Consider the following 23,121-nt stretch of genomic DNA (forward strand, 5'->3'; position numbering starts at 1 on the left):
GAAAACGGCGCCGGGCTGGAGAGATCAGGCCTCCTGGATGGCGGAAAGCTTCCATCCGGCGCCGCCCTGACGCACGAACGTCCACAATTCCGTGGCTTCCGTGGGCTGCTCGGCGTCGCCGTCGACGATCTTGCCCGTGGCGCGCTCGCGGGTCACGTCGCGCGACGAATAATGCAACGCCGCCGTCGCATAGTCGCTGTCGCCTTCACGCCAGCTTTCGGCAATGTCGGCCTGCAGGAGATTGACGTCCGACACGTCGTTGCGGACGCCATTCTGGGCATTGTCAGCCAGTTCCTCCGACAGGTAGGAGACCATTTCGGGAGTCACCAGGCGGCGCAGCGCGGCATGGTCCTCGCGCCCGAACGCTTCCTGGACTTCCGTCAGCATCCGCTGGAACGTGTCCAGATCGTCCTGGGCCAGGACGATGTCCTCGGACATGGCGGCCTCGGCCTTGCCGCCAGACCCGGAGCCCGGGCCGATGCCCGGAATGCCGAATGACGAAACATTGGTCGCTTCGCGCCGGTAGGTGTCGCCGCGTCCGAAACCCGCCGCGCCGCCGGAGAGGCCGGCCCCGGCCATCGCCGGTGCCTGCGTGCGTGCGGACTGCGAGCGGAAAAAGCGGATGGCCAGCATGATCGCGCCGCCGATCAGCAGCGCCTGGATGAGAAAGCCGAACATGCCGGCCAGGCCGCCGAAGCCCTGCCCCAGCAAAACGCCCAGCAGGCCGCCGAGCAGCAGCCCGCGCATCATCGACCCGCCGAATCCGTTCATGAAGCCCGGGCGCTGCGCTCCGGCGGCCGGCTGCTGGCGGGCGGCCGTGCTGGTTCCGGTATTGGGCGTCATCGACCGTTCGACCGGAGCGGTCTGCGTCGGCGCGGTCCGCGTAGGAGGCGCGGCCTGGAAGGTGCGCGCGCCCCGGCTGCCGAAGCTGCCGCCGCGCCGTGCTTCCGCATGATCGGTCGCCGTCATGGAAAACACCAGCAGCAGCCCCGCAAGCAGGGTTGCAAACCGTACGGTGGGCGAAGTCAACATGGCAGCTCCTCGATGAATGCTGTCTTGGCTGATTTGCGCTCCCGCAGGAGCGACCGTTACGCGAAGCCGGTGCATAGCCCATCCCGCGCCCCGGATTTGGACGCGGCGCGATCGAGTTTCAAGAGCGGTTCTTTGCGTGAACATGCTCGGCGGCCGGTTTTTGCGCATATCCGGCGGCGAGACTGCGGGAAGGCGCATTGAGAACGGCCCGCCTGCAGGCACGTTCTTGATTATCCGGGCGCAGGCGCTTAAACAGGGCGCACCAGGCCGGGCCCCTCTGGCGGTTCCCAAAAACCGTGATGTCGGACTGGATTTCCAACGGGTGGCCCGGTGTTCGTGGAATTTCAGCGACCATAGATTTTGCAGCGCAGCGCCCCCGGCCCCGGGACTGGCGCGAGCGTCTGCCGCATCCGGTCGACCCACACATTCGGGCACCCACCGCAAAACGGGTGCCACATGAGCGAACTTCTTACACCGGAAGCCCTTTCCGCCCTCCTCCAGGTCATCTTCATCGACCTTGTCCTGGCCGGCGACAACGCAATCGTCATCGGGCTTGCCGCGGCAGGCCTGCCTAAAGACCAGCGCAACAAGGCCATTCTGGTCGGCATCATCGCGGCGACGGTGCTGCGCATCGGCTTTGCCGCCGTCACCACCCAACTGCTGCAGATCGTCGGCCTGCTGCTCGTCGGCGGCATCCTGCTCTTGTGGGTCTGCTGGAAGATGTGGCGGGAACTGCGCGCCGGCCACGGCCCGGAGGCGGAGGCGATCCTCGAAGGCCACGCCGCCGACCCCGATGGCAAGAGCGCGGCGGCCCCGAAAAAAACCTTCGCCCAGGCGGCATGGCTGATCGTCATCGCCGACGTGTCGATGTCGCTCGACAACGTGCTCGCCGTCGCAGGCGCCGCGCGCGATCACCTGGCCGTTCTGGTCTTCGGCCTGATCCTGTCGATCGCCATGATGGGCCTGGCCGCGACCTACATCGCCCGCCTGCTGCAGCGTTACCGCTGGATCGCCTATCTCGGCCTCGCGATCATCCTGTATGTCGCGCTGGAGATGATCTACCGCGGCGCCGACGAGGTGCTGGCCTATCTCAACCCCTGAGATCATGCCGGGTGGCCTGGCCGGCGCGCGATCCCGGTCAGGCAGGGCCACGCTTTGCTCGCTGTGACCGCTACAACCCGGGGATCGCCAGCGGGTTCTGCGTCAGCGCGGCGCGGTCGGGCGTGTCGGGCGCCGGGCTGTCGGTCAGCGCCGAGAACAGGCGGCGGACATAGTCCTGCGGCATGTCGAGCGTGATCAGCACCAGCCTGGTGCCGCGCTGCCCGTCGGGCCAGGCCGGCAGGCGCGCCGGCGGATGCAGCAGCCGCTGCACGCCATGCACCACCAGCGGCCGCGAGGGGTCTTCCCTCAGCTCCACGATGCCCTTCATGCGCAAGAGCTTGTCGCCATGCGCCGAACGCAGCAGGTCGAGGAACATCTCGATGGCCGCATAGGCCACCGGCCCGTCATGCACCAGCGTATGCGTGCGCACCCGGGAATCGTGGCGGTGGGCATGATGGTCATGCTCATGATGCGCGTGATCGTGCCCAAGGTCGTGATGGTCGTGATGCCCGTGCGCATGGGCGTGCGCGGCCTCCTCGCCCAGCCAGCGGCGCACGTCGGCCGTCTTGCTGGCGGGGTCGTAGAGGCCGCAATCGAGCAGCGCCGAGGCATGCGCATCGCGCGCGTCGACGATGCGGGCGCCGGGGTTGAGCGCCTTCAGCCGCGCCTTCAGCCGCTCGACCTCGTCGGGAGAGGCCAGTTCGGTCTTGGTCAGCACCAGCCGGTCGGCCACCGCCGCCTGCTTCACCGCCTCGACATGGGCGTCGAGCGTGGCTTCTCCGTTGACGGCGTCGACCAGCGCCACCACCCCGTCCAGCCGGAACGCCTGCACCAGCACCGGGTGGCCCATGATGGACTGCAGCACCGGCGCCGGATCGGCGAGCCCGGTGGTTTCCACCACCACGCGCGACAGCCGCGCGATGCGGCCCGTCTGCAACCTGTCGACCAGATCGGCCAGCGTGTCCACCAGTTCGCCGCGCACCGTGCAGCACAGGCAGCCGTCCGAAAGCTGGATGATGCCGTCCGACGCCTGCTCCACCAGCAGGTGGTCGATGGCGACCTCGCCATATTCGTTGATGATGACGGCCGTGTCGGCCAGCGCCGGCTCCTTCAGCAGCCGGTTGAGCAGCGTGGTCTTGCCGGCGCCGAGGAAGCCGGTCAGCACCGAGACGGGAATCGGAAACATCGCCATGTCGGGCAGCCTCCGCGCCTATTGATCGCCCTGCGCCGCCGCCAGGCCGGCGGGCGGCGGCAGGTCGGGCCGCCATTGCGGGATCGGCACGTCGGCATATTGCGTCTGCGCGGCCATCGCCGGCGGCACCGGTCCGGTGGCGCCGCCAAGGCCGACGGCGACCAGCCGGGGTGCCGTCAGCTTCTCCCGGTAGGGCGATTTCGGCGCCTTGGCGTCGGCTTCCGCCGGCGCCTCGGATTGCTGCGCGGCCGGCTTCCTGGTGCAGATCTCCTCGCGCATGTCGGTGGGCGAGGCGGTATCGCCGTAGGGTTGCAGCGCAGCCAGCGTGGTCGCCGCGGCCGCCGGCGCGGCGAACCCTTCGTCCAGCAGGCGGGCGGCGACCTCCGTGCGGCTGATGGCGTTCTTCTCGCCCAGCACGATGGCCACCAGCGTGCGGCCGTCGCGCGTGGCCGAGCCGATCAGGTTGAAGCCGGATTCGCACACGAAGCCGGTCTTCATGCCGTCGGCGCCAGCATAGCGCCCGACCAGCAGATTGTAGTTGGGGAACTTGCGCTCGCCCACCGCAAGCCCCTCGATCGCGTAATAGGAGGAATATTGCGGAAAATCGCGCCGCAGCGCCGTCACCAGCAAGGCCAGGTCGCGCGCGGTGGTGTACTGCTCGGGCGAGAACAGCCCGTTGGGGTTGACGAAATGCGTGCCGACCATGCCCAGGCGGGCGGCCTCGGCGTTCATCCGCTCCGCGAACGCCGCCTGCGTGCCGCCGATATTCTCGCCGATGGCCATGGCGACGTCGTTGGCCGACTTCACCAGCATCATCTTCAGCGCATTGTCCAGCCGCATCACCTGGCCGGCCTTGAAGCCCATCTTCGACGGCGGCTCGCCGGCGGCATGCCGGGTCATCTTGATCGGCGAATCGAGCTGCACCTCGCCCGCCGCCAGCGCGCGGAACGCCACATAGGCGGTCATCAGCTTCGACAGCGAGGCCGGATACCAGCGCTTGAAGGCGTCCTGGTGCTCGATGACGCGGCCGCTGCCCAGGTCGAACAGGATGGTGGGACCGGCCTCGGCCGCGCCTGCGCACAGCGGCAATGCGGTCGCGCCCGCCGCCAGCAGCCTGAGGAAACGCTTCCGCCTCATCATGAAATCCGAAATCGCTCTTGCCGTAATCACTCCGGGCTCCGTAAGATTTCACTAAGGGATCGCCGACATGGGTGGTCCGACCCCTGTCGTCCCGGACCGCAGCGTTGCCGCAGCTATTTAGCCTATGTGACGCCAACATGGCAAAGTGCGGCCGATCACGAATGAAACAGCACCGGCGCGGGCGCCGGCCAGATGCGAGTGGAAGAAGACATGCCGATCCTGAACCGCGCCGCCGAGATGCAGGAAGAGGTTGCCGGCTGGCGCCGCCACCTGCACGCCAACCCGGAGCTGAACTTCGATGTCGTCGAGACCGCCGCCTTCGTGGCCGACAAGCTGAAGAGCTTCGGCTGCGACGAGGTGGCGACAGGCATCGGCCGCACCGGCGTCGTCGGCGTCATCCGCGGCCGGCTTGGCGAAGGCGCCGCGATCGGGCTGCGCGCCGACATGGACGCGCTGCCGATCGCCGAGACGACGGGCAGGCCCTATGCCTCGCGCAATCCCGGCAAGATGCATGCCTGCGGCCATGACGGGCACACGGCCATGCTTCTGGGCGCCGCCAAATATCTGGCCGAGACGCGCAATTTCGCCGGCTCCGTCGCGGTGATCTTCCAGCCGGCCGAGGAAGGCGGCGGCGGCGGCAACGAGATGGTCAAGGACGGCATGATGGAGCGCTTCGGCATCGCCAGGGTGTTCGGCATGCACAACATGCCGGGCCTTCCCGTGGGCCAGTTCGCCATCCGCCCCGGCCCGATCATGGCCGCGACCGCCGAGTTCACCATAACGGTGGGCGGGCGCGGCGGCCACGCCGCCATGCCGCAGGCCACCATCGACCCGATCGTGATCGCCAGCCAGCTCGTCGGCGCCCTGCAGACGATCGCCTCGCGCAGCACCGATCCGGTCGAGGCGCTGGTGGTGTCGGTGACGAAGTTCCATGCCGGCGACGCCTACAACGTCATCCCCGAAAAGGCCGTGCTCGCCGGCACGGTGCGCACGCTGAAGAAGGACGTGGCCGCGAAGGCGGAAGAGCGCATGCGCGCGCTGTGCGCGGGGCTGGCGGCTTCCTTCGGCGCCGCGATCGAGCTGGATTTCGACGCCAACTATCCCGTGACCTTCAACCACGAGCGCGAAACGGTCTTCGCCGCCGACGTGGCGGCGGCGGTGGCGGGCGAGGCGCAGGTGCACCGCGCCATCCAGCCGCTGATGGGCGGCGAGGATTTTTCCTACATGCTGGAAGCCCGGCCCGGCGCCTTTATCTTCGTCGGCAACGGCGACAGCGCCGGCCTGCACCATCCGGCCTACGACTTCAACGACGAGGCGATCGCGCATGGCATGAGCTACTGGGTGAAGCTTGCCGAAACGGAACTGGCGCCCTGACGTTGGCTCTTGGCGAACGGCGCGGAAGCCGCTATGTGTCCGGCAGCAGGGTCCCGTAGCTCAGTAGGATAGAGCGACAGATTCCTAATCTGTAGGTCGCAGGTTCGATTCCTGCCGGGATCACCAGGAAATTCCGGAGCATCGAGGCGGGTGCTGCCGGCAGGCGAGACGGCCTGCCGCGGAGTGGCGGCCTTGCATTGCGCTCCGCGCATGCCGGCCCGTGCGGCCGTTGCGCACATAAGACGCGGCTTCGTGATCGGCGCCGCCATTGTGCCGCCAATAAAATATTCCTAGACAGTCTGCGATCGAATGAGGGGCCCCCATGCTTCGCGGACTATACGACTGGACCTTGTCGCTGGCGGCAAGGAAATCCGCCGAATGGTGGCTGGCCTTCATCGCCTTCGTCGAAAGTTCGGTGTTCCTGGTTCCGGCCGACGTGCTCTACCTGCCGATGGCGCTGTCGCGGCCCGACCGCGCCTATCGCTACGCGCTGGTGGCCACGGCCGCCTCGGTGCTGGGCGGCATCGCCGGCTGGTTCATCGGCCACTACGCCTACGAGGCGGTGGCCAGGCCGGTTCTGGAATTCTACGGCAAGTATGACGAGTTCGAGGCGCTGCGCACCTCCTCCGGCATCGGCTTCGTCATCCTGATGCTGATCACCTCGGGCGCCGCCCACCTGCCGCCGATCAAGGTGGTGACCATCCTGTCGGGCGTCATCGGCGTCAACCTGCTCCTGTTCATCGGGCTGGCGATCGTGGCGCGCGGCGCGCGGTTCCTGCTGCTGGCCTGGCTGCTGCGCCGCTATGGCGAGCAGATCCGCCACTTCATCGAAAAGCGACTCGGGCTGATTGCCGCAGCAGCGGCAGCGGTGCTGATCGCGCTCTATCTGGCGGTCAGATATGCCACCGCCTGACCGGCCGGGCCGACAAGAACGAGGACCGATCCAATGACCTCACCCATGCCCAATCCCGACGCCGCGCGCCTGCGCATGCTGACGGCCGCCTTCCTCGCCGTCGCCATGGCCGCCACGGTGGGAACGGCGCTCGGCTTCCAGTACATAGGCGGCTACATACCCTGCAAGCTCTGCTACGAGCAGCGCATCCCCTACTATGTCGGCGCCCCGCTGATGCTGCTGGCCGCGGTCGCGGCGGCCGCGCGCCTGCCGGCCTGGGTCGTGCGCGGCCTGCTCGCCATAGGCGGCCTGCTGATGGCCTACGGTCTCTATCTCGGCGTCTTTCACTCCGGCGTGGAATGGGGCTGGTGGCCGGGCCCGACCGACTGCACCAACGTGGCCGGGCCGGTGGACACCGGCGGCAAGGGCATCCTCGACGCGCTGGACCAGTTCGTGCCGCCCTCCTGCGACAAGGCCGCGCTGCGTATCCTGGGTCTGTCCATGGCCGGCTGGAACGCCATCGCCAGCCTGATCCTGGCCGCCGTGGCCTTTCGTGGCGCCTTCCTGCGCGATTGAAAGGGCAAGGCAAGGAAAATCGCGTCGGGCGGCCGGCCTCCCGAATTATCGAACGGTTTCAGGGTTCGAGTTCGACATCCCAGTACAGATAATCCATCCAGCTTTCGTGCAGATGGTTGGGAGGAAACAGGCGGCCGTTATTGTGCAGGTCGTGCACGGTGGGCTGGTAGGGCTTCTGCCGCGGCCACATCTTGGCCTGCGCGGGCATCATGCCGCCTTTGCGCAAATTGCAGGGGGAGCAGGCTGCCACCACATTGTCCCACGTCGTCGCCCCGCCGCAACGACGTGGGACGACATGGTCGAAGGTGAGATCTTCGGGCCTCCCGCAATATTGGCACTGGAAGCGGTCGCGCAGGAAGACGTTGAAGCGCGTGAAGGCCGGATAGCGCGACGGCTTCACATAGGTCTTGAGGCAGACCACGCTCGGCAGCTTCATGGAGAAGGTCGGCGAGGAGATGGCGTGGTCGTATTCGGCCACGATGTTGACGCGCTCGAGGAACACGGCCTTGATGGCATCCTGCCAGGACCACAGCGACAAGGGATAGTAGCTGAGCGGGCGGTAATCCGCGTTCAGCACCAGTGCTGGAAGCCCATCTGCAGAGACGGCAACCGTCACGCTCCTGACCTCCTTGGCTCCTGAACCGAACGGTGCGGATACTGTAAGCCTGACATGACAGGCATGTGAAGCGGATTGTGCAGGGCAAAACCCGGCAAAAATGCGTGATCTTCGCAATTTTCTGCGGCTTCAGGCCGGCGGCGCGGCCTCCCGTCCCTTCCATTCGCGGTAGTAGGCCCAGAAAAGACGCGAGGCGACGCCCCGCCACGGAGCCCATGATTCGGCCAGCGCCATCAGCGCCTTTTCGGGCGGGCGCGGTTCTATGCCCAGCGCATGGCCGACCGCGCTTTGCAGCGCCACGTCGCGCGCCGGGAAGATGTCGGGATGGCCTGCGGAAAACAGCAGATAGCATTCGGCCGTCCACGGGCCGATGCCGGGAACCGCCGTCAGCGCGGCGATCGCCTCCTTCGCGTCGAGGCTGCACAGGTGATGCAGGTCGAGGCCGTCGCTCGCCGCCCGCGCCGCGCCCGTCAGCGCGCGCACCTTCGGCCGCGACAGGCCGGCGGCGCGGAACACCTCCTCGCCGGCGGCCAGCACCGCCTGCGGCGTCAGCGGATCGAGCAGCGCGGTGAGCCGCCCGAAGATGGCGTCGGCGCTGGCGCGCGACACCTGCTGGGCAATGATGATGGAGGCGAGGCTTTCGAAGCCGGGCTCCGACAGCCGCAGCGGCACCTCCCCGGCATGACCGCGCACGCGCTCGAGCCGCGGGTCGAGCGCGCACAGCGCGTCGAGCCCGACGGAAATGTCCTGAAGCGTTGCGATGCGCTGCATGGCCTGCTTGTTCCCGAACCGTCGACAAGGTAGCAATCGGCGAACGCGCCGCACAGCCCGGATGCCGCCGCAGCCATGGATCTCCTGACATTCCGCTTCGCGCCCAGCCCGAACGGGGCCCTGCATCTCGGCCACGCCTATTCGGCGCTGCTCAACCGGCAGATGGCGGACGCCGCCGGCGGCCGCATGCTTTTGCGCATCGAGGACATCGACCTGACGCGCTGCACGCCCGAATTCGAGGACGGCATCTATCGCGACCTCGAATGGCTCGGCCTCGAATGGGAAAAGCCGGTGCGCCGCCAGTCCGGGCATTTCGGCGAATACCGGGCGGCTCTCGAAAGGCTGGTCCGCGACGGGCTGGTTTATCCCGCCTTCATGAGCCGGGGCGACATCCGCGCCTTCATCGCCGACACCGGGCGAAGCGGACGCGACTGGCCGCGCGACCCGGACGGCGTGCCGCTCTATCCCGCCCTCGACAAGGCGCTCTCCGAAAAGGAGCGCCGGCGCCGCATGGACGGCGGCGCCCCATTCGCCTGGCGCCTGGACATCGAGGCCGCCGCGGCCCTTGCCGGCGACCTTTCCTGGGAAGAGTCGGCCGACGAGACGCTGTCGGAATTCAGGCGCGAGCCCGCGCGGCCTCAGGCATGGGGCGACGTGATCGTGGCGCGGCGCGAGATCCCCACCAGCTATCATCTCTCCGTGGTGCTGGACGATGCCCTGCAGGGCGTCAGCCATGTGGTGCGCGGCATGGACCTGTTCCGCGCCACCGGCGTGCAGCGCCTGCTGCAGACGCTGCTCGGACTGACGCAGCCGCGCTACTTCCACCATCGCCTGATCCTCGGGCCGGACGGGCGCAAGCTGTCGAAAAGCCTGGCCGACACCGGCCTGTCGGCGCTGCGCGCGGCCGGCGCCACGCCCGGCGACATCCGCAGGATGGTCGGCCTGCCGTCAGCTTAACGGCGCGCCAGGCCGGCCTTGAGCAGCGCAAGCACGCTGAACAGTGCGAAGGCTCCGCCGAAGCCGCAGGCCGCAACCGGCTTCAGGTCGGCCAGGCCCATGCCGTAGCTGCGCGCGACACAGACCGCGCCGAAGAAGCCGGCCGCAAACAGCACCGCGTTGCCGGTCGGGCCGAAGCCGTTCTCGTGTATGACGGCATCCAGCACGGCGCCGAAGACGAGGCCGATCGCGGCGACGGCGACAAATCCGACGGAAAGCAGGACGGGATCGATATCGGGCAGCATAACGGTATCCTTTCGAAACCGCAGACGCCGTTCAATTCGCCATCATTCAATTTGGATGAGTCTATGGATCAGCCATTTCGTTTTGCTTGCGAAAACGAACCGCATTAGAGCTGTCGCGACAGCGGATTCTTCACCAAACGGCAGGGCTTTCCATATGCACGGCTTCAAGCGGCTCCTGCCGGCCACCTTCGTCGTGCTGTGGGCCACCGGCTTCATCGGCGCGCGCTTTGCCATGCCCTGGGCCGAGCCCTTCACCTTCCTGGCCGTGCGCTTCGTGCTGGCGGCGCTGCTGCTGGCGGCCGTGGTGGCCGTGCTCGGGGGCGAGCGGGCGACGCGCGATGCCGCGTTCCATGCGGTGATCGCCGGCGTGCTGATGCACGGCATCTATCTCGGCGGCGTGTTCTGGGCGATCCATCGCGGCATGCCGGCCGGCCTTTCGGCGCTGATCGTCGGCCTGCAGCCGCTGATCACGGCCGTGCTCGCCGGCACGCTGCTGGGCGAGAGGATATTCGCCCGCCACTGGCTGGGGCTGGCCGCCGGCTTTGCCGGCGTCGTCGTCGTGCTGTGGCCGAAGCTCGGCATGCTCGGCGGCGGGGTGACGGCGGCCACGCTGACCGCCTCGCTCGTCGCCGTGGCGGGCATGAGCCTCGGCACGATCTGGCAGAAGCGCTTCGCCTCCGGCGGCAACCTCGTCGCCGCCACCTTCTGGCAATATGTCGGCGGCGCCGCCGTCATGACGCTGGCCTCTTTTTCGTTCGAGACCCGTGCCGTCACGCTGAACGGCGAGCTGGTCTTCGCGCTGGCCTGGCTGGTGCTGGTGCTGTCGCTCGGCGCCATCTTCCTTTTGATGGTGATGATCCGCGAGGGCGAGATGTCCAAGGTGGCTTCGCTGTTCTATCTGGTGCCGGCGGTGACGGCGCTGATGGCCTGGGCCCTGTTCGGCGAGGACCTGAACCGCATCCAGGTCTTCGGCATGGCGCTGGCCACGCTGGGGGTGGGGCTTGCCACGGCTCAGCCGGGAACCCGCGCCCGCGCGTCCAGGTAGCGGCTGATGGCGGCGTTGAGCTCGCCGCCCAGGATGAAGATCGCCGAGACGATGTAGAGGAAGACCACCGCGATCATGATCGAGGCCAGCCCCGCATAGGTCGTCACATAGGACGAGAAATGGTCGATATAGGTCGCGAACGCCGTCGACCCGACCAGCCAAGCGACCAGCGTGAAGATGATGCCGGGCACGATCGAGACAAGGCTGCGCTTGCCCGCCGGCAGCCAGTAGTGGACGGCGAACAGTCCGGCCACGATGACGGCCGAGGCGATGACGTAACGCCACAGCGTGATCGTGCCCATATAGGGCTGTATCCAGTCGATGCGGGCCTCGGCCAGCCGCGCCAGCAGCGGCGCGAACACCAGCAGCACGCTGATGACGAGGAAGCCGGCCGTGGCGATCAGCACGAACACCATGCTCTGCACCCGGCGGTAGATGATGCCGCGCGTCTCCGTCACCCGATAGGCGCGGTTGAGCGACACCCGCACGGCCTCGATGCCGTTGGAGGCGAAAAAGGCCGCCAGCACCACGCCGTAGGTGAGAAGGTCGGTGCGCTGCACGGTCAGCACATTGAGCACCTCATTGGCGATCGGCTTGGCGATCTGCTCGGGCCAGGTGTCGAACACGATATGCACCGCCGTGCTGGCGAAGGCCTGCGCGCCGAGGAAGGAGCCGAGCGTGGTGGCGAAGATCAGGAACGGGAACAGCGCCATCAGCGAGGTGATGGCCAGATGCGAGGCCATGGCCCAGCCGTCGTCATTGTTGAAATGGCCGACCGCGTCGTAGAGCACGCGCTTGAGGGCGACGATGTTGCGCAGCAATGGCCTTCGTCCCACGATTGTGTACGGCCCGCGAATATGGGAAAGGTTTGCAGCACATGGCAAGCCTCGGCGCTGCAGGGGCGTCGCGGTGCGCCCTCACGCCGCCGCCCGTAAGGGCGATTTCCTCAACGATCGGAAGCTTTTCATGGTTACCACCTTCAAGATTCTCGCCATCGTGGCCATGATCGCCGTGGCTGCGGTGCTGATCCGGGGCTTGGTCAACATGATGCGCGGCGGTTCCGGCGTCACCTCCAACAAGCTGATGCAGATGCGCGTGCTGCTGCAGGCGGTCGCGATCGTGCTGCTTCTGATCGTGGTCTATTTCGCGCGCAAATAGGCAGGCACACACAGGCAGGCGGGGAACCGGCATGGTCAGGCTCAACAAGATCTACACCCGCACCGGTGACGACGGCACCACCGGTCTCGGCAGCGGCGAGCGGCGGCTGAAATCCGACCTGCGCGTCGAGGCCTACGGCACGGTGGACGAGGCCAACGCCTGCGTCGGCGTCGCCCGCACCCACACCGCAGGCGTGCATGCGGCGGTGGACGCCATGCTGGCCCGCATCCAGAACGACCTGTTCGACCTCGGCGCCGACCTTGCCGTGCCCGACACCGGCAAGAAGCCGGACTACGAGCCGCTGCGCATCACCGCGGGCCAGGTCGAGCGCCTGGAGCAGGACATAGACCTGCTCAACAAGGATCTTCAGCCGCTGCGGTCCTTCGTGCTCAACGGCGGTTCGCCGGCGGCGGCGGCCCTGCATCTGGCCCGCACCGTTGCGCGCCGGGCCGAGCGGCTCATGGTGGCGCTGGCGCAGGACCCGGCCGAGCACGTCAATCCCGAGGGGATCAAATACGTCAACCGCGTGTCCGACCTGCTGTTCGTGGCCGCCCGCACCGTCAATGACAAGGGCGCCGCCGACGTGCTATGGGTGCCGGGCAAGAACCGTTGACGATCCACGCACCCGCGCGCGGGGCGGTCCCGCAATGAGCGGAGAGGACGCATGTTCATCCCGCTCTATGATTCCAACCACCTGCGTTTCATCCGCCTGCAATATGTGACGATCGGCCTGATCGCGGCGAACGTGCTGGTCTATTTCGGCACCGTGCTGGCGGGCGAGACCTTCACGAACGCCGCCTTGCTCGGCCTCGGCTTCATCCCCTCCGTGGTCTACCACACGGCCGAGCTTGCCCCGCAATATGTCGTCGTTCCCGAAGCCTTCAACTATGTCACCTATTCCTTCCTGCACGCGGACCTGATCCATCTCGGCGGCAACATGCTGTTCCTGTGGGTGTTCGGCGACAATATCGAGGATGCGTTGGGCCATGTGCGCTACCTGGCGTTCTACCTGGCCTGCGCGGCCGGCGGCGCGTTCCTGCACGGCATGGTCGCGCCCGACTCGCAGGCGCCGCTGATCGGCGCTTCCGGCGCCATCGCAGGTGTCGTCACCGCCTACCTCATCCTCTATCCGCGCGTGAAGATCTGGATCCTGGCGTTCGGCCGCATCCCGCTCCGGGTTCCGGCCTATATGGTGCTGGCGCTGTGGATCGGGGTCCAGATGCTGCTGTTCGCGCTCGGCGGCGACGACCAGATCTCCTGGGCCTGCCACGTCGGCGGCATCGTCACCGGCGCGCTGCTGGTGTTCGTGTTGCGCCGGCGCGATGCTGCGGCCGCCTGGGAGGCGCATCCCGCCGCCGTTCCCGAAAACGAGGCGGCCGAAGCGGAACCTGCCTCTCCCGCAGGCCCCTGGGGCCGCCCGTAGGCAAGGGTCGAATTCAACCGATTTGGACGGCCCTGCGATATTGACTGGCCCGTTTGCAAAAACTAGGGTCCGCCCGCCTTCGTGGGTCCGCGACCCGAGGAGACCGAGATTTTCATAAGGAATGTCGGCATTCGACAACTCTGAACGGAGCACCGCTGCTATTGCAGCGTCCAAAATATCTTGAAAGGTGACAAGCCAATGAAAGTTCTGGTGCCCGTGAAGCGGGTTGTCGATGCGAACGTGAAGGTGCGCGTGAAGGCCGACGGTTCGGGCGTCGAGCTGGCCAACGTGAAGATGGCGATGAACCCGTTCGACGAGATCGCGGTGGAAGAGGCGATCCGACTGAAGGAGGCCGGCAAGGCCGAGGAGATCGTGGTAGTGTCGATCGGGCCGGCGCAGGCGGCCGAGACGCTGCGCACCGCGCTCGCCATGGGCGCCGACCGCGCCATCCTGGTCAAGGTGGACGAGGCGGTCGAGCCGCTGGGCGTGGCCAAGGTGCTGAAGGGCGTCGCCGAAGCCGAGCAGCCGGGCCTGGTGATCCTGGGCAAGCAGGCCATCGACGACGATTCCAACCAGACCGGCCAGATGCTGGCGGCCCTTCTGGGCTGGGCGCAGGGCACCTTCGCCTCGAAGATCGAGATTGCCGGCGACAAGGCCCAGGTCACCCGAGAGGTCGACGGCGGCCTGCAGGTGGTCGAGGTGAAGCTGCCGGCCATCGTGACGGCGGACCTGCGGCTCAACCAGCCGCGCTACGCCTCGCTGCCCAACATCATGAAGGCCAAGAAGAAGCCGCTGGACGAGAAGAGCCCGGCCGATTTCGGCGCCGATGTCGCGCCGCGGCTGAAGATGATCAAGACCGAGGAGCCGGGCGGCCGCAAGGCGGGCGTCAAGGTGGGTTCCGTCGCCGAACTGGTCGACAAGCTGAAGAACGAAGCCGGCGTGCTGTAAGGAATTCCGATGAGGCCGGCCTGCAAGCGGCCGGTTTCTCAGCTTCCGGTGCCCGCGTACGGACGTACGCTCCGCTCCGGTTCTTCGAAACCAACCGTTTTCGGCTCGGCCTGACCGGATTCAGAGAGCCTCGAAGACGAAAGTCAGGAACAGAAAAATGGCAATTCTCCTCATCGCCGAACATGACAACGCCTCGCTGTCGGACCAGACCGCCAAGGCGCTGACGGCAGCGCTGGCGATCGGCCCGGATGTCGACGTGCTGGTGGCCGGCAAGGGCGCCAAGGGCGCCGCCGATGCCGCCGCCAAGCTGAAAGGCGTGCGCAAGGTGCTGCTGGCCGAGGCCGACGAACTGGTCGAGCGCCTGGCCGAGCCGTTCGCGGCGCTGATCGTGTCGCTGGCCGGTAACTACGACACCATCGTGGCGCCGGCCACTTCGGCCGGCAAGAACGTCGCCCCGCGCGTGGCGGCCCTGCTCGACGTCGCCCAGGTGTCGGAGATCATCGAGGTGGTCGCGCCCGACACCTTCAAGCGGCCGATCTATGCCGGCAACGCCATCCAGACGGTGCAGTCGAGCGAGCCGAAGAAAGTCGTCACCGTGCGCACCGCCTCCTTCGCCTCGGCGCCGGAGGGCGGTTCGGCTTCCGTCGAGACCATTGCCGCCGCCGCCAATCCCGGCCTGTCCGCCTTCGTGGAGAACAGGCTGTCGGAGAGCGACCGTCCGGAGCTGACCTCGGCCCGCATCATCATCTCGGGCGGCCGCGCGCTGGGCTCGGCGGAGAAGTTCCAGGAGGTCATCCTGCCGCTGGCCGACAAGCTGGGCGCCGCCGTCGGCGCCTCCCGCGCGGCGGTCAACGCCGGCTATGCGCCCAACGACTGGCAGGTCGGCCAGACCGGCAAGGTGGTGGCGCCCGACCTCTACATCGCCTGCGGCATCTCCGGCGCCATCCAGCACCTGGCCGGCATGAAGGACAGCAAGGTCATCGTCGCCATCAACAAGGACGAGGAGGCGCCGATCTTCCAGGTCGCCGACTACGGCATCGTCGGCGACCTCTTCACCATCCTGCCCGAGCTCGAAAAGGCGCTGTAAGCGCCTTCTGCTCGGCGGACCCATCGTTTCAGGCGGGCCGAGGCCCGCCTGTTTTCGTTTCGGGAGGAATTGTCGGGGCCTCAGCCGTCCGCGCCGGCGACCGGCGTCCAGATCACGTCGTCGATCCTGTGCGCGCCGGTGGCCAGCATGACCAGCCGGTCGAAGCCGAGCGCGATGCCGCTCGCCTGCGGCATGATCGCCAGCGCCTTCAGGAAATCCTCGTCGATCGGGTAGCGCTCGCCGTAGATGCGCTCCTTCTCGTCCATGTCGGCGGCAAAGCGCGCCCGCTGCTCGACCGGATCGGTCAGTTCGCCGAAGGCGTTGGCCAGTTCCACCCCGCAGCAATAAAGCTCGAACCGCTCGGCGACGCGCGCATCGGCCGGGCTCGGCCGCGCAAGGGCCGCCTCGCCAATCGGATATTCGCACAGGACCGTGGCCCGCCCCTGTCCCAGTTCCGGTTCCACCCGCTCCACCATCACCCGGCTGAACAGGTCCGTCCAACCGTCGTCGGGCGCGGTGCGCAGGCCCGCCGCCACGAGCTGCGCGTGAAGCCCGTCCCGGTCGGTCGCCCCGTCGGGTGAAACCGTGGCGAGCAGGTCGATGCCGGCATGGCGCTGGAACGCCTCGGCCACCGTCAGCCGCTCCGGCGCCGCGAACGGATCGGCCTCTCGGCCGCGGAAGGTAAAGCGCGCAGCCCCGGCCCGCTCGGCCGCCAGTGCCAGCATGGCCGCGCAGTCCTCCATCAGCCGGTCGTAGGTCTCGCCGGCGCGATACCATTCGATCATGGTGAATTCCGGATGATGCAGCGGGCCGCGCTCGCGGTTGCGGTAGACCGGCCCGAAGCTGAAGATGCGCGTTTCGCCGGCGGCGAGCAGCTTCTTGCAGGCGAATTCCGGCGAGGTATGCAGGTAGAGCGGCTGCCGGCTTCCGTCCGGCCCGACCGCCTGGGTGGCGAAGGCCGACAGATGCGTTTCGTTGCCCGGCGAGACCTGCAGGGCGGCGGTCCCGACCTCGATGAAGTCCCGCGCGGCGAACCATTCGCGGATCGCGGCGGCGATGCGGTTGCGCGCCATCAGCCGCGGACGGCGGTCTGCGTGGACGTGCGGAGCCCACCAGGGCGAAGCTTCTACCATTGATGCTCGGCGTCTTTTCGGGTACTGGCGTCGGTTCATAGGGTGTGCAAAGGCGCATCACAAGACATCATCCCGCATTCCGCGAAGCGCCATTTCAGGATCGTCCCCAGTGAAGGTAATCGCCAGCTCTCTCCGCAAAGGCAACGTCGTCGACAAGGACGGCAAGCTCTACGTGATCCTTTCCGCCGAAAACATCCATCCCGGCAAGGGCACGCCGGTCACGCAGCTCGACATGCGCCGCATCTCCGACGGCGTGAAGGTGTCGGAGCGCTACCGCACCACCGAGCAGGTCGAGCGCGCCTATGTCGAGGACCGCGAGCACACCTTCCTCTACCAGGACGGCGAAGGCTTCCACTTCATGAACCCCGAAAGCTACGAGCAGATCGCGGTGTCGGCCGAGGTGGTGGGCGACCAGGCCGCCTATCTGCAGGAGGACATGTCGGTGACGCTGTCCGTGCACGAGGGCGTCGGCATCGCCATCAGCCTGCCGCAGCGCGCCGTCTACGAGGTGGTGGAGACCGAGCCGGTCACCAAGGGCCAGACGGCGTCCTCCTCCTACAAGCCGGCCCTTCTGTCGAACGGCGTGCGCACCACCGTGCCGCCCCACATCACCACCGGCACGCGCGTGGTGGTGATGACCGCCGACGGCTCCTATGTCGAGCGCGCCAAGGACTGACCGGCCCGCCTACGCGGCCGGCACGAACTTCAGCGCCACGCCGTTGATGCAATAGCGCAGGCCGGTCGGCGGCGGGCCGTCCGGGAAGACATGGCCGAGATGGCTGCCGCAGGTGGCGCAGTGCACCTCGGTGCGCAGCATGCCGTAGCTGCGGTCCTGCGTGGTCTCCACCGCGCCCGGCACGGGATCGTTGAAGCTCGGCCAGCCCGTGCCGCTCTCGAATTTCAGCGTGGATTCGAACAGCCTGCTGTCGCAGCCCACGCAGGCGAAGGCGCCCGCCCGGTGCTCATGCAGCAGCGCGCAGCTTCCCGGCCCCTCGGTGCCGTGGCCGCGCATGACCGCATATTGCTCGGGCGTCAGCAGCGCGCGCCATTCGGCGTCGGTGCGGGTGACGGGAAAGACATGCGTGTCCATGTTTCTTCTCCTTGCGGCCGGTCTGCCCGAATATAGGCGCTCGCCGCCGCCGCCTCCAGTGCCGCGCGGCCTCAATGCCTGCGCGAAAGCTCTTTCGTCGCCCGCTCCAGCCCCGCCAGCGTCAGCGGGAACATGCGGCCCGAAAACAGATCGCGGATCATGCCGATCGAATGGGTGTAGTCCCAGTGCTTTTCGCGCGTCGGGTTCAGCCATATCGCATTCGGCCATTGCGCCAGCACGCGCTGCAGCCAGACCGCCCCGGCCTCCTCGTTCCAGTGCTCGACTGAGCCGCCGGCATAGGCGATCTCGTAGGGGCTCATGGCGGCGTCGCCGACGAAGATCACCTTGTAGTCGGGCCCGTATCTGTGCAGCAGGTCGAAGGTGGAAAGCCTCTCGGTGTGGCGGCGGCGGTTGTCCTTCCACACGCCCTCGTAGAGGCAGTTGTGGAAGTAGAAATAGTCCATGTGGCGGAATTCGGTGCGCGCCGCCGAAAACAGCTCCTCCACCGCGCGGATGTGGTCGTCCATCGAGCCGCCGACGTCGAAGAACATCAGAAGCTTCACCGCATTGCGCCGCTCCGGCCGGGTCTTGACGTCGAGATAGCCGTGCTCGGCGGTGGCGTGGATGGTGCCCGGCAGGTCGAATTCCTCGTTCGCCCCCTCGCGCACCCAGCGGCGCAGCCGCTTCAGCGCGACCTTGATGTTGCGGGTGCCCAGCTCGACCGAATCGTCGAAATTGCGGAACTCGCGCTTGTCCCACACCTTGACCGCGCGGCGGTGGCGGCTCTCGTGCTGGCCGATGCGCACGCCCTCGGGGTTGTAGCCATAGGCGCCGAACGGCGAGGTGCCGGCCGTGCCGATCCATTTCGAGCCGCCCTGGTGGCGCCCCTTCTGCTCGTCCAGCCGCTGCCTGAGCGTCTCCATCAGCTTCTCGAAGCCGCCGAGCGCCTCCACCAGCTTCTTCTCCTCCGCGGTCAGGTGCTTTTCGGCAAGCCGGCGCAGCCAGTCCTCGGGAAGGGCTGCGACATCGATGCCGTCGGCGCCGGCGACCGCCTCCACGCCCTTGAAGCAGCGGGAGAAGACCTGGTCGAAACGGTCGATGTGGCGCTCGTCCTTCACCAGCGCGGCGCGCGAGAGATAGTAGAAGCCCTCGACGTCGTCGTCGGCCAGGCCGGCCTCCATGCCTTCGAGCAGGGACAGGTATTCCCGCAGCGAGACCGGCACTTTCGCCGCTTTCAATTCAAGGAAGAAGGGAAGGAACATGGCCCCACTTTGCGCCGTGGCGCCGCCCAAGGCAAGGCGATGGCGGCCAGACGACATAAACGGAAACTTAGGATTCAGTCTTTCTTGGTAATTTGTCGTTAGGGATTTTCCGGACGCGCCCGAAAAGTGAGTCTTCGGGCCGGCCGAGCGTGTTGTTGTGTACGGGTAGCCATGCGTTTCTCCAGCGTGTCGTTTCTGCTTATCGTCTGCCTTGCCCTGGCCGGCTCCGGCTGCACGTCCAGTTCGCGCATGGACGAGATCCTGACGCCGCAGCCGTCTTTGGAAACCACCAGTTCCATCGCCAAGCCCAGCGCGCCGGTGCCGCCGGCCGCCATCGGCGCGTCCGGGGCCGACGACGCCCAGGCGCCGGTCGAGATGGCGGCCCTGGTCTCCCGGCCTGCCGTGCCCGAGGCGCTCGAAGCGGCCGTGCCGGTGCCGGAAGCGCCGGTGCCGGCGGCGCGGCCCGCGGTGCTGACCGTGCCGGAAAAGCCGATCGCCGCGGCCGCCGCCCCCTATGCGCGCGGCCAGATCTACAGCCGCCGCTTCCGCGACGCCAAGCCGATCAATTTCGGCTCCCGCTCGCCGCACGCCCTGCCCGTCCACGGAGTCGACGTGTCGCGCTGGCAGGGCGAGATCGACTGGCCCAGGCTGCGCAGCCAGGGCGCGAACTTCGCCTATATCAAGGCCACCGACGGCGGCGACCACCTCGACCCCATGTTCCGCAAGAACTGGCGCGGCGCATCCGAGGCGGGGCTGAGGCGCGGCGCCTACCACTTCTTCTACTGGTGCCGCACCGCCGGCGAGCAGGCCGACTGGTTCATCCGCAACGTGCCGAAGGTGGCGGGCGCCCTGCCGCCGGTCATCGACGTCGAATACAATGGCGAATCGAGCTGCAAGATGCGCCTGTCGCGCGAACGGGTGCTGGAGAAGATGCAGGTCTTCATGGACAAGCTGGAGCGCCACTACGGCCAGCGGCCGATCATCTACACCGCGCCCGACTTCTACCGCGACCATCTGGACGGGGCCTTCCCCAACCATCATTTCTGGCTGCGCGCCGTGGCCCAGCATCCGTCCAAGGTCTATCCGGGCCGCAAATGGCTGCTGTGGCAATATTCGGGCTCCGGCCTGTCGCACGGGGTGGACGGCAAGATCGACCTGAACGTCTTCCACGGCAGCGAAAGCGAATGGCACCGCTGGGCCTCGCGGGCCCCGAGCTGACGCCCGGCGCCGGCCCGGGTTACAGCAGATCATACTCGATGAAGCCGGTGCGCCGCGCCACCCGGTCATAGAGCTTGCGGGCGGTGGCGTTGGCCTCGTTGGTCATCCAGTAGACATTGGTGACGCCGACCTTGGCCGCCTCCTGCCGCACGGCCTCGATCAGCGCCGCGCCGACGCCGCTGCCGCGGGCTTCCGGGGCCGTGAACAGGTCCTGCAGGTAGCAATTGTTCACCAGCGACCAGCACGAGCGGTGATAGAGATAATGGGTCAGCCCCACCGCCCTGCCGTCCTTGCGCGCGATGAAGCCGCGCGGCTCGAACTCGCCCGGCGCGAACAGCCGCTGCCAGGTGGCGGCGTAGACCTCTTCCGGGACGGAGGCCTCGTAGAATTCCAGATAGGCGGTCCATAGCCGGCGCCAGTCGTCATGGTCGGACTGTTCGAGCGGGCGGATGGCGATATCTGTCATGTCGTTTCCGATCCTGTTGCGGGCCTCGCCGGTTTTATCCGCGCCCGCCCGCCCCGGCGATGGGGCAGACGCGCCTTTTCGTTGCCACGCCCGGGTTTCATCCCGCCTGGCCATTGTCAAAGAGCTGGCTTCTCGAGGAAGACGGGAAGACGGGCGGCCGCAGGGTCGCGCATCTGAGTATTTTCATGCGGCCTTGCGGCCGCCCGTCCGGCGTCTCCGGAACCCCCGTTGGGATCGCCCATGACCGGGACCGGCCCTTCGCCCCCCAAAGGGGACAAAAAACCGCTCCAGATGGCAGCCCCAGCGCTGCTTTCGCCCGCTGACTTGAGCCGGCAGGCATTGGCGCCCGACGACCTTGACCCAGCCGCCACCCATACGGATCCATCCGGTCCGCCTGCCCGGCCACGTTAGCCGCACCGGCGGAAGCCGGTTCCTCCCCGCGCAACCACCGTCATGATCGGCTTTCCCGCAGGAGGAACTGGGCGGAAGCATAAGACGGCCCGGCAAGGTGTGGATAAAAGCGCTTCGCCGCCTCCGGGCAAGCGAAGGCGCGCCCGGTGAGCGGCGGACGGCTGCCCCTACCTCCGCGCCATGAAGGCCAGGCGCTCGAACAGGTGCACGTCCTGCTCGTTCTTCAGGAGCGCGCCGTGCAGCTTGGGCAGGGCGTTTTTCGCGTCGGCGCGCAGGTCTTGCGGCTCCACGTCGTCGGCCACCAGCAGCCGGATCCAGTCCAGCGCCTCCGAGGTGGACGGCTTCTTCTTCAGCCCCGGAACCTCGCGGATCTCGAAGAAGCGGGCGAGCGCCGCCTGCACCAGACGCTGCTTGATGCCGGGATAGTGCACCTCCACGATGCGGGTCAGCGTGTCGATGTCGGGGAAGCGGATGTAGTGGAAGAAGCAGCGGCGCAGGAAGGCGTCCGGCAGTTCCTTCTCGTTGTTGGAGGTGATGATGACGATGGGGCGGACCGCCGCCCTGATCGTCTCGCCGGTCTCGTAGACGAAGAACTCCATGCGGTCGAGTTCCTGCAACAGGTCGTTGGGGAACTCGATGTCGGCCTTGTCGATCTCGTCGATCAGCAGCACCGCCTTCCTGTCGGCGGCGAAGGCGTCCCACAATTTGCCGCGCCGGATGTAGTTGGCGATGTCGTTGAAGCGGGCGTCGCCGAGCTGGCTGTCGCGCAGGCGCGAGACGGCGTCATATTCGTAGAGGCCCTGCTGGGCCTTGGTGGTGGACTTGACGTTCCATTCGATCAGCTCCAGCCCGAGCGCGGCCGCCACCTGCCGCGCCAGCTCGGTCTTGCCCGTGCCGGGTTCGCCCTTCACCAGCAGCGGCCGCTCCAGCGCGATCGCCGCGTTCACCGCCACCATCAGATCCTTGTCGGCGACATAGGCCGACGTTCCTTCAAAGCGCATTCCGGTCTCCGGTTCTTCGTCCGGGGAACAGTAGGGGCGCGCGCCCGAAGGAGCAAGCATTGCCGCTGGCGCAAGCGCACCGGAAGCTCTATATTGGCGAAGGCGGTCTGCGCCTCGCGGCAGGAGAGACATATCCCCGGGGCCTTATCGATCTCGAAGGGAGCTGTCCCTGACCGGGCCCGTGGGCCCGGACATATGGCGCCCACCTACTTTGTAGGTTCCCGGGATCGACTTCTCCACCGGTTGCGTGGATCGCCGCTTTTCCTTGACCTGACCGCGCGGTTGCGGTTGTGTCCGGCGCTCGGGGAAACGGCGCGCCAGAACTTTATTCCCATGACTTTGTACCAATGACTTCATCCAAGGACCTGAAGAAAGAGCTGCGCGCGCAGGCGCTTTCCCGGCGCGACGCGCTCGACCCGTTCTGGCGCATCGAGGCCGCGCTGGAAATGGCCGAGACGGCGCGCGACGCCATCGCCGTGGAGCCGGGCGCGATCGTCGCCGGCTTCTGGCCGATGCGCACGGAGGTCGACGTGCGGCCGGCGCTGTTTGCCCTGCGCGAGAAGGGCGCGCGGCTGTGCCTGCCGGCGATCCTCGACAGGACGACCATCGCCTTCCGCGAGCTGGTGCGCGGCGCGCCGATGGTGGAGATGGCCTTCGGCACGGTCGGCCCGCACGCGGAGGCGGCCGTGCTCGACCCGTCGGTCCTGCTGGTGCCGCTGGCCGCCTTCGACGCGCGCGGCCACCGCATCGGCTACGGCGCCGGCTATTACGACCGGGCGATCTCGAAGCTGCACGGCAACGGCCTGCGGCCGCGGCTGATCGGCGTGGCCTTCGACTGCCAGAAGGTCGAGCGCGTGCCCGAGGAGGACCACGACGTGGTGCTGGACGAGATTTTGACCGAGAGCGGCTTGCGCCGGTTCGCGAACGCTGGCTAAAGGAAGGAC

26 protein-coding genes, 1 tRNA gene and 1 other RNA gene are annotated in these 23,121 nt (G+C 67.4%); 16 read left to right on the forward strand and 12 right to left on the reverse strand.

Features of this window, described 5'->3' with window-relative positions; all coding sequences use genetic code 11:
- Positions 1-24 precede the first annotated feature (24 nt).
- Complete coding sequence (locus tag ACTDI4_RS21730) at positions 25-1,029, reverse strand: Tim44 domain-containing protein (protein WP_442843428.1); 1,005 nt, start codon at positions 1,027-1,029, stop codon at positions 25-27.
- 459 nt (positions 1,030-1,488) lie between these two features.
- On the opposite strand from ACTDI4_RS21730, the gene ACTDI4_RS21735 reads away from it, so the two are divergent.
- Complete coding sequence (locus tag ACTDI4_RS21735) at positions 1,489-2,133, forward strand: TerC family protein (protein ID WP_442843122.1); 645 nt, start codon at positions 1,489-1,491, stop codon at positions 2,131-2,133.
- A 70-nt stretch (positions 2,134-2,203) separates the two neighbouring features.
- Here ACTDI4_RS21735 and ACTDI4_RS21740 read toward each other — a convergent pair whose 3' ends face one another.
- Positions 2,204-3,325 carry a CobW family GTP-binding protein gene (locus ACTDI4_RS21740; protein WP_442843123.1) on the reverse strand — a complete coding sequence of 374 codons (1,122 nt, stop codon included), beginning with the start codon at positions 3,323-3,325 and terminating at the stop codon, positions 2,204-2,206.
- An 18-nt stretch (positions 3,326-3,343) separates the two neighbouring features.
- Positions 3,344-4,462, reverse strand: coding sequence for a serine hydrolase (locus tag ACTDI4_RS21745; protein WP_442843124.1), 1,119 nt, complete (start codon positions 4,460-4,462; stop codon positions 3,344-3,346).
- Between the two features lie 213 nt (positions 4,463-4,675).
- On the opposite strand from ACTDI4_RS21745, the gene ACTDI4_RS21750 reads away from it, so the two are divergent.
- The 4 genes from ACTDI4_RS21750 (at position 4,676) to ACTDI4_RS21765 (ending at position 7,307) form a co-directional block, all read left to right on the forward strand.
- A complete protein-coding gene (locus ACTDI4_RS21750; protein ID WP_442843125.1) occupies positions 4,676-5,839 on the forward strand; it encodes a M20 aminoacylase family protein in 1,164 nt (387 codons plus the stop codon).
- A 49-nt stretch (positions 5,840-5,888) separates the two neighbouring features.
- Positions 5,889-5,965: transfer RNA gene (locus ACTDI4_RS21755), tRNA-Arg, on the forward strand.
- 196 nt (positions 5,966-6,161) lie between these two features.
- Complete coding sequence (locus ACTDI4_RS21760; protein ID WP_442843126.1) at positions 6,162-6,752, forward strand: YqaA family protein; 591 nt, start codon at positions 6,162-6,164, stop codon at positions 6,750-6,752.
- Positions 6,753-6,785: 33 nt separating this feature from the next.
- On the forward strand, positions 6,786-7,307 hold the full coding sequence (locus ACTDI4_RS21765) for a disulfide bond formation protein B (protein WP_442843127.1): 522 nt from the start codon (positions 6,786-6,788) through the stop codon (positions 7,305-7,307).
- 58 nt (positions 7,308-7,365) lie between these two features.
- On the opposite strand, the gene ACTDI4_RS21770 is transcribed toward ACTDI4_RS21765, so the two are convergent.
- Both ACTDI4_RS21770 and ACTDI4_RS21775 read right to left on the reverse strand, forming a co-directional pair.
- Positions 7,366-7,923, reverse strand: a complete 558-nt coding sequence (locus ACTDI4_RS21770; protein ID WP_442843128.1) for an HNH endonuclease — start codon at positions 7,921-7,923, stop codon at positions 7,366-7,368.
- A 129-nt stretch (positions 7,924-8,052) separates the two neighbouring features.
- Positions 8,053-8,694: a DNA-3-methyladenine glycosylase family protein gene (locus tag ACTDI4_RS21775; protein ID WP_442843129.1), complete on the reverse strand. Its 642-nt coding sequence runs from the start codon at positions 8,692-8,694 to the stop codon at positions 8,053-8,055.
- A gap of 75 nt (positions 8,695-8,769) precedes the next feature.
- On the opposite strand from ACTDI4_RS21775, the gene gluQRS reads away from it, so the two are divergent.
- Positions 8,770-9,651 carry a tRNA glutamyl-Q(34) synthetase GluQRS gene (gene gluQRS / locus ACTDI4_RS21780; RefSeq protein ID WP_442843130.1) on the forward strand — a complete coding sequence of 294 codons (882 nt, stop codon included), beginning with the start codon at positions 8,770-8,772 and terminating at the stop codon, positions 9,649-9,651.
- Here gluQRS and ACTDI4_RS21785 read toward each other — a convergent pair.
- Positions 9,648-9,935, reverse strand: coding sequence for a hypothetical protein (locus ACTDI4_RS21785; protein ID WP_442843131.1), 288 nt, complete (start codon positions 9,933-9,935; stop codon positions 9,648-9,650). The genes gluQRS and ACTDI4_RS21785 overlap by 4 nt on opposite strands.
- Positions 9,936-10,089: 154 nt before the next feature.
- Here ACTDI4_RS21785 and ACTDI4_RS21790 point away from each other — a divergent pair, with 154 nt between their 5' ends.
- Positions 10,090-10,980 carry a DMT family transporter gene (locus ACTDI4_RS21790; RefSeq protein ID WP_442843132.1) on the forward strand — a complete coding sequence of 297 codons (891 nt, stop codon included), beginning with the start codon at positions 10,090-10,092 and terminating at the stop codon, positions 10,978-10,980.
- On the opposite strand, the gene ACTDI4_RS21795 is transcribed toward ACTDI4_RS21790, so the two are convergent.
- The gene (locus tag ACTDI4_RS21795; RefSeq protein WP_442843133.1) at positions 10,947-11,801 is read right to left on the reverse strand and encodes a YihY/virulence factor BrkB family protein; all 855 of its coding nucleotides are present in this window, start codon (positions 11,799-11,801) and stop codon (positions 10,947-10,949) included. The genes ACTDI4_RS21790 and ACTDI4_RS21795 overlap by 34 nt on opposite strands.
- Before the next feature lie 145 nt (positions 11,802-11,946).
- Here ACTDI4_RS21795 and ACTDI4_RS21800 point away from each other — a divergent pair, with 145 nt between their 5' ends.
- The 5 genes from ACTDI4_RS21800 (at position 11,947) to ACTDI4_RS21820 (ending at position 15,596) form a co-directional block, all read left to right on the forward strand.
- Entirely contained in the window at positions 11,947-12,138 is a 192-nt protein-coding gene (locus tag ACTDI4_RS21800; RefSeq protein WP_442843134.1) for a twin transmembrane helix small protein, read from the forward strand.
- Between the two features lie 31 nt (positions 12,139-12,169).
- On the forward strand, positions 12,170-12,751 hold the full coding sequence (locus ACTDI4_RS21805; protein ID WP_442843135.1) for a cob(I)yrinic acid a,c-diamide adenosyltransferase: 582 nt from the start codon (positions 12,170-12,172) through the stop codon (positions 12,749-12,751).
- 51 nt (positions 12,752-12,802) lie between these two features.
- A complete protein-coding gene (locus ACTDI4_RS21810; protein WP_442843136.1) occupies positions 12,803-13,561 on the forward strand; it encodes a rhomboid family intramembrane serine protease in 759 nt (252 codons plus the stop codon).
- Positions 13,562-13,759: 198 nt separating this feature from the next.
- Positions 13,760-14,509, forward strand: a complete 750-nt coding sequence (locus tag ACTDI4_RS21815; protein WP_442843137.1) for an electron transfer flavoprotein subunit beta/FixA family protein — start codon at positions 13,760-13,762, stop codon at positions 14,507-14,509.
- Positions 14,510-14,666: 157 nt separating this feature from the next.
- Positions 14,667-15,596: an electron transfer flavoprotein subunit alpha/FixB family protein gene (locus tag ACTDI4_RS21820; protein ID WP_442843138.1), complete on the forward strand. Its 930-nt coding sequence runs from the start codon at positions 14,667-14,669 to the stop codon at positions 15,594-15,596.
- An 80-nt stretch (positions 15,597-15,676) separates the two neighbouring features.
- Here ACTDI4_RS21820 and epmA read toward each other — a convergent pair whose 3' ends face one another.
- Positions 15,677-16,729: an EF-P lysine aminoacylase EpmA gene (epmA, locus tag ACTDI4_RS21825; protein ID WP_442843139.1), complete on the reverse strand. Its 1,053-nt coding sequence runs from the start codon at positions 16,727-16,729 to the stop codon at positions 15,677-15,679.
- A gap of 109 nt (positions 16,730-16,838) precedes the next feature.
- On the opposite strand from epmA, the gene efp reads away from it, so the two are divergent.
- Positions 16,839-17,405, forward strand: a complete 567-nt coding sequence (gene efp, locus ACTDI4_RS21830) for an elongation factor P (RefSeq protein ID WP_442843140.1) — start codon at positions 16,839-16,841, stop codon at positions 17,403-17,405.
- 9 nt (positions 17,406-17,414) lie between these two features.
- Here the strand turns inward: efp and msrB are convergent, their stop codons facing one another.
- Positions 17,415-17,819 (reverse strand): peptide-methionine (R)-S-oxide reductase MsrB, encoded by a 405-nt coding sequence (gene msrB / locus ACTDI4_RS21835; RefSeq protein WP_442843141.1) that lies wholly within the window; start codon positions 17,817-17,819, stop codon positions 17,415-17,417.
- A 71-nt stretch (positions 17,820-17,890) separates the two neighbouring features.
- Entirely contained in the window at positions 17,891-19,081 is a 1,191-nt protein-coding gene (locus ACTDI4_RS21840) for a vWA domain-containing protein (protein ID WP_442843142.1), read from the reverse strand.
- A 171-nt stretch (positions 19,082-19,252) separates the two neighbouring features.
- Here ACTDI4_RS21840 and ACTDI4_RS21845 point away from each other — a divergent pair, with 171 nt between their 5' ends.
- A complete protein-coding gene (locus ACTDI4_RS21845; protein ID WP_442843143.1) occupies positions 19,253-20,299 on the forward strand; it encodes a GH25 family lysozyme in 1,047 nt (348 codons plus the stop codon).
- Between the two features lie 19 nt (positions 20,300-20,318).
- Here ACTDI4_RS21845 and ACTDI4_RS21850 read toward each other — a convergent pair whose 3' ends face one another.
- The gene (locus ACTDI4_RS21850; protein ID WP_442843144.1) at positions 20,319-20,765 is read right to left on the reverse strand and encodes a GNAT family N-acetyltransferase; all 447 of its coding nucleotides are present in this window, start codon (positions 20,763-20,765) and stop codon (positions 20,319-20,321) included.
- Positions 20,766-21,343: 578 nt separating this feature from the next.
- Entirely contained in the window at positions 21,344-22,177 is an 834-nt protein-coding gene (locus ACTDI4_RS21855) for an AAA family ATPase (protein WP_442843145.1), read from the reverse strand.
- A gap of 101 nt (positions 22,178-22,278) precedes the next feature.
- Here ACTDI4_RS21855 and ssrS point away from each other — a divergent pair.
- Both ssrS and ACTDI4_RS21865 read left to right on the forward strand, forming a co-directional pair.
- A non-coding RNA gene (gene ssrS, locus ACTDI4_RS21860) (6S RNA) lies at positions 22,279-22,435 on the forward strand.
- An 89-nt stretch (positions 22,436-22,524) separates the two neighbouring features.
- Positions 22,525-23,112 (forward strand): 5-formyltetrahydrofolate cyclo-ligase, encoded by a 588-nt coding sequence (locus ACTDI4_RS21865; protein WP_442843146.1) that lies wholly within the window; start codon positions 22,525-22,527, stop codon positions 23,110-23,112.
- Positions 23,113-23,121: the final 9 nt, after the last annotated feature.

Origin of the sequence: Mesorhizobium sp. PUT5 (genome assembly GCF_052216645.1) — a bacterium.
Taxonomy (GTDB): Bacteria; Pseudomonadota; Alphaproteobacteria; order Rhizobiales; family Rhizobiaceae; genus Mesorhizobium.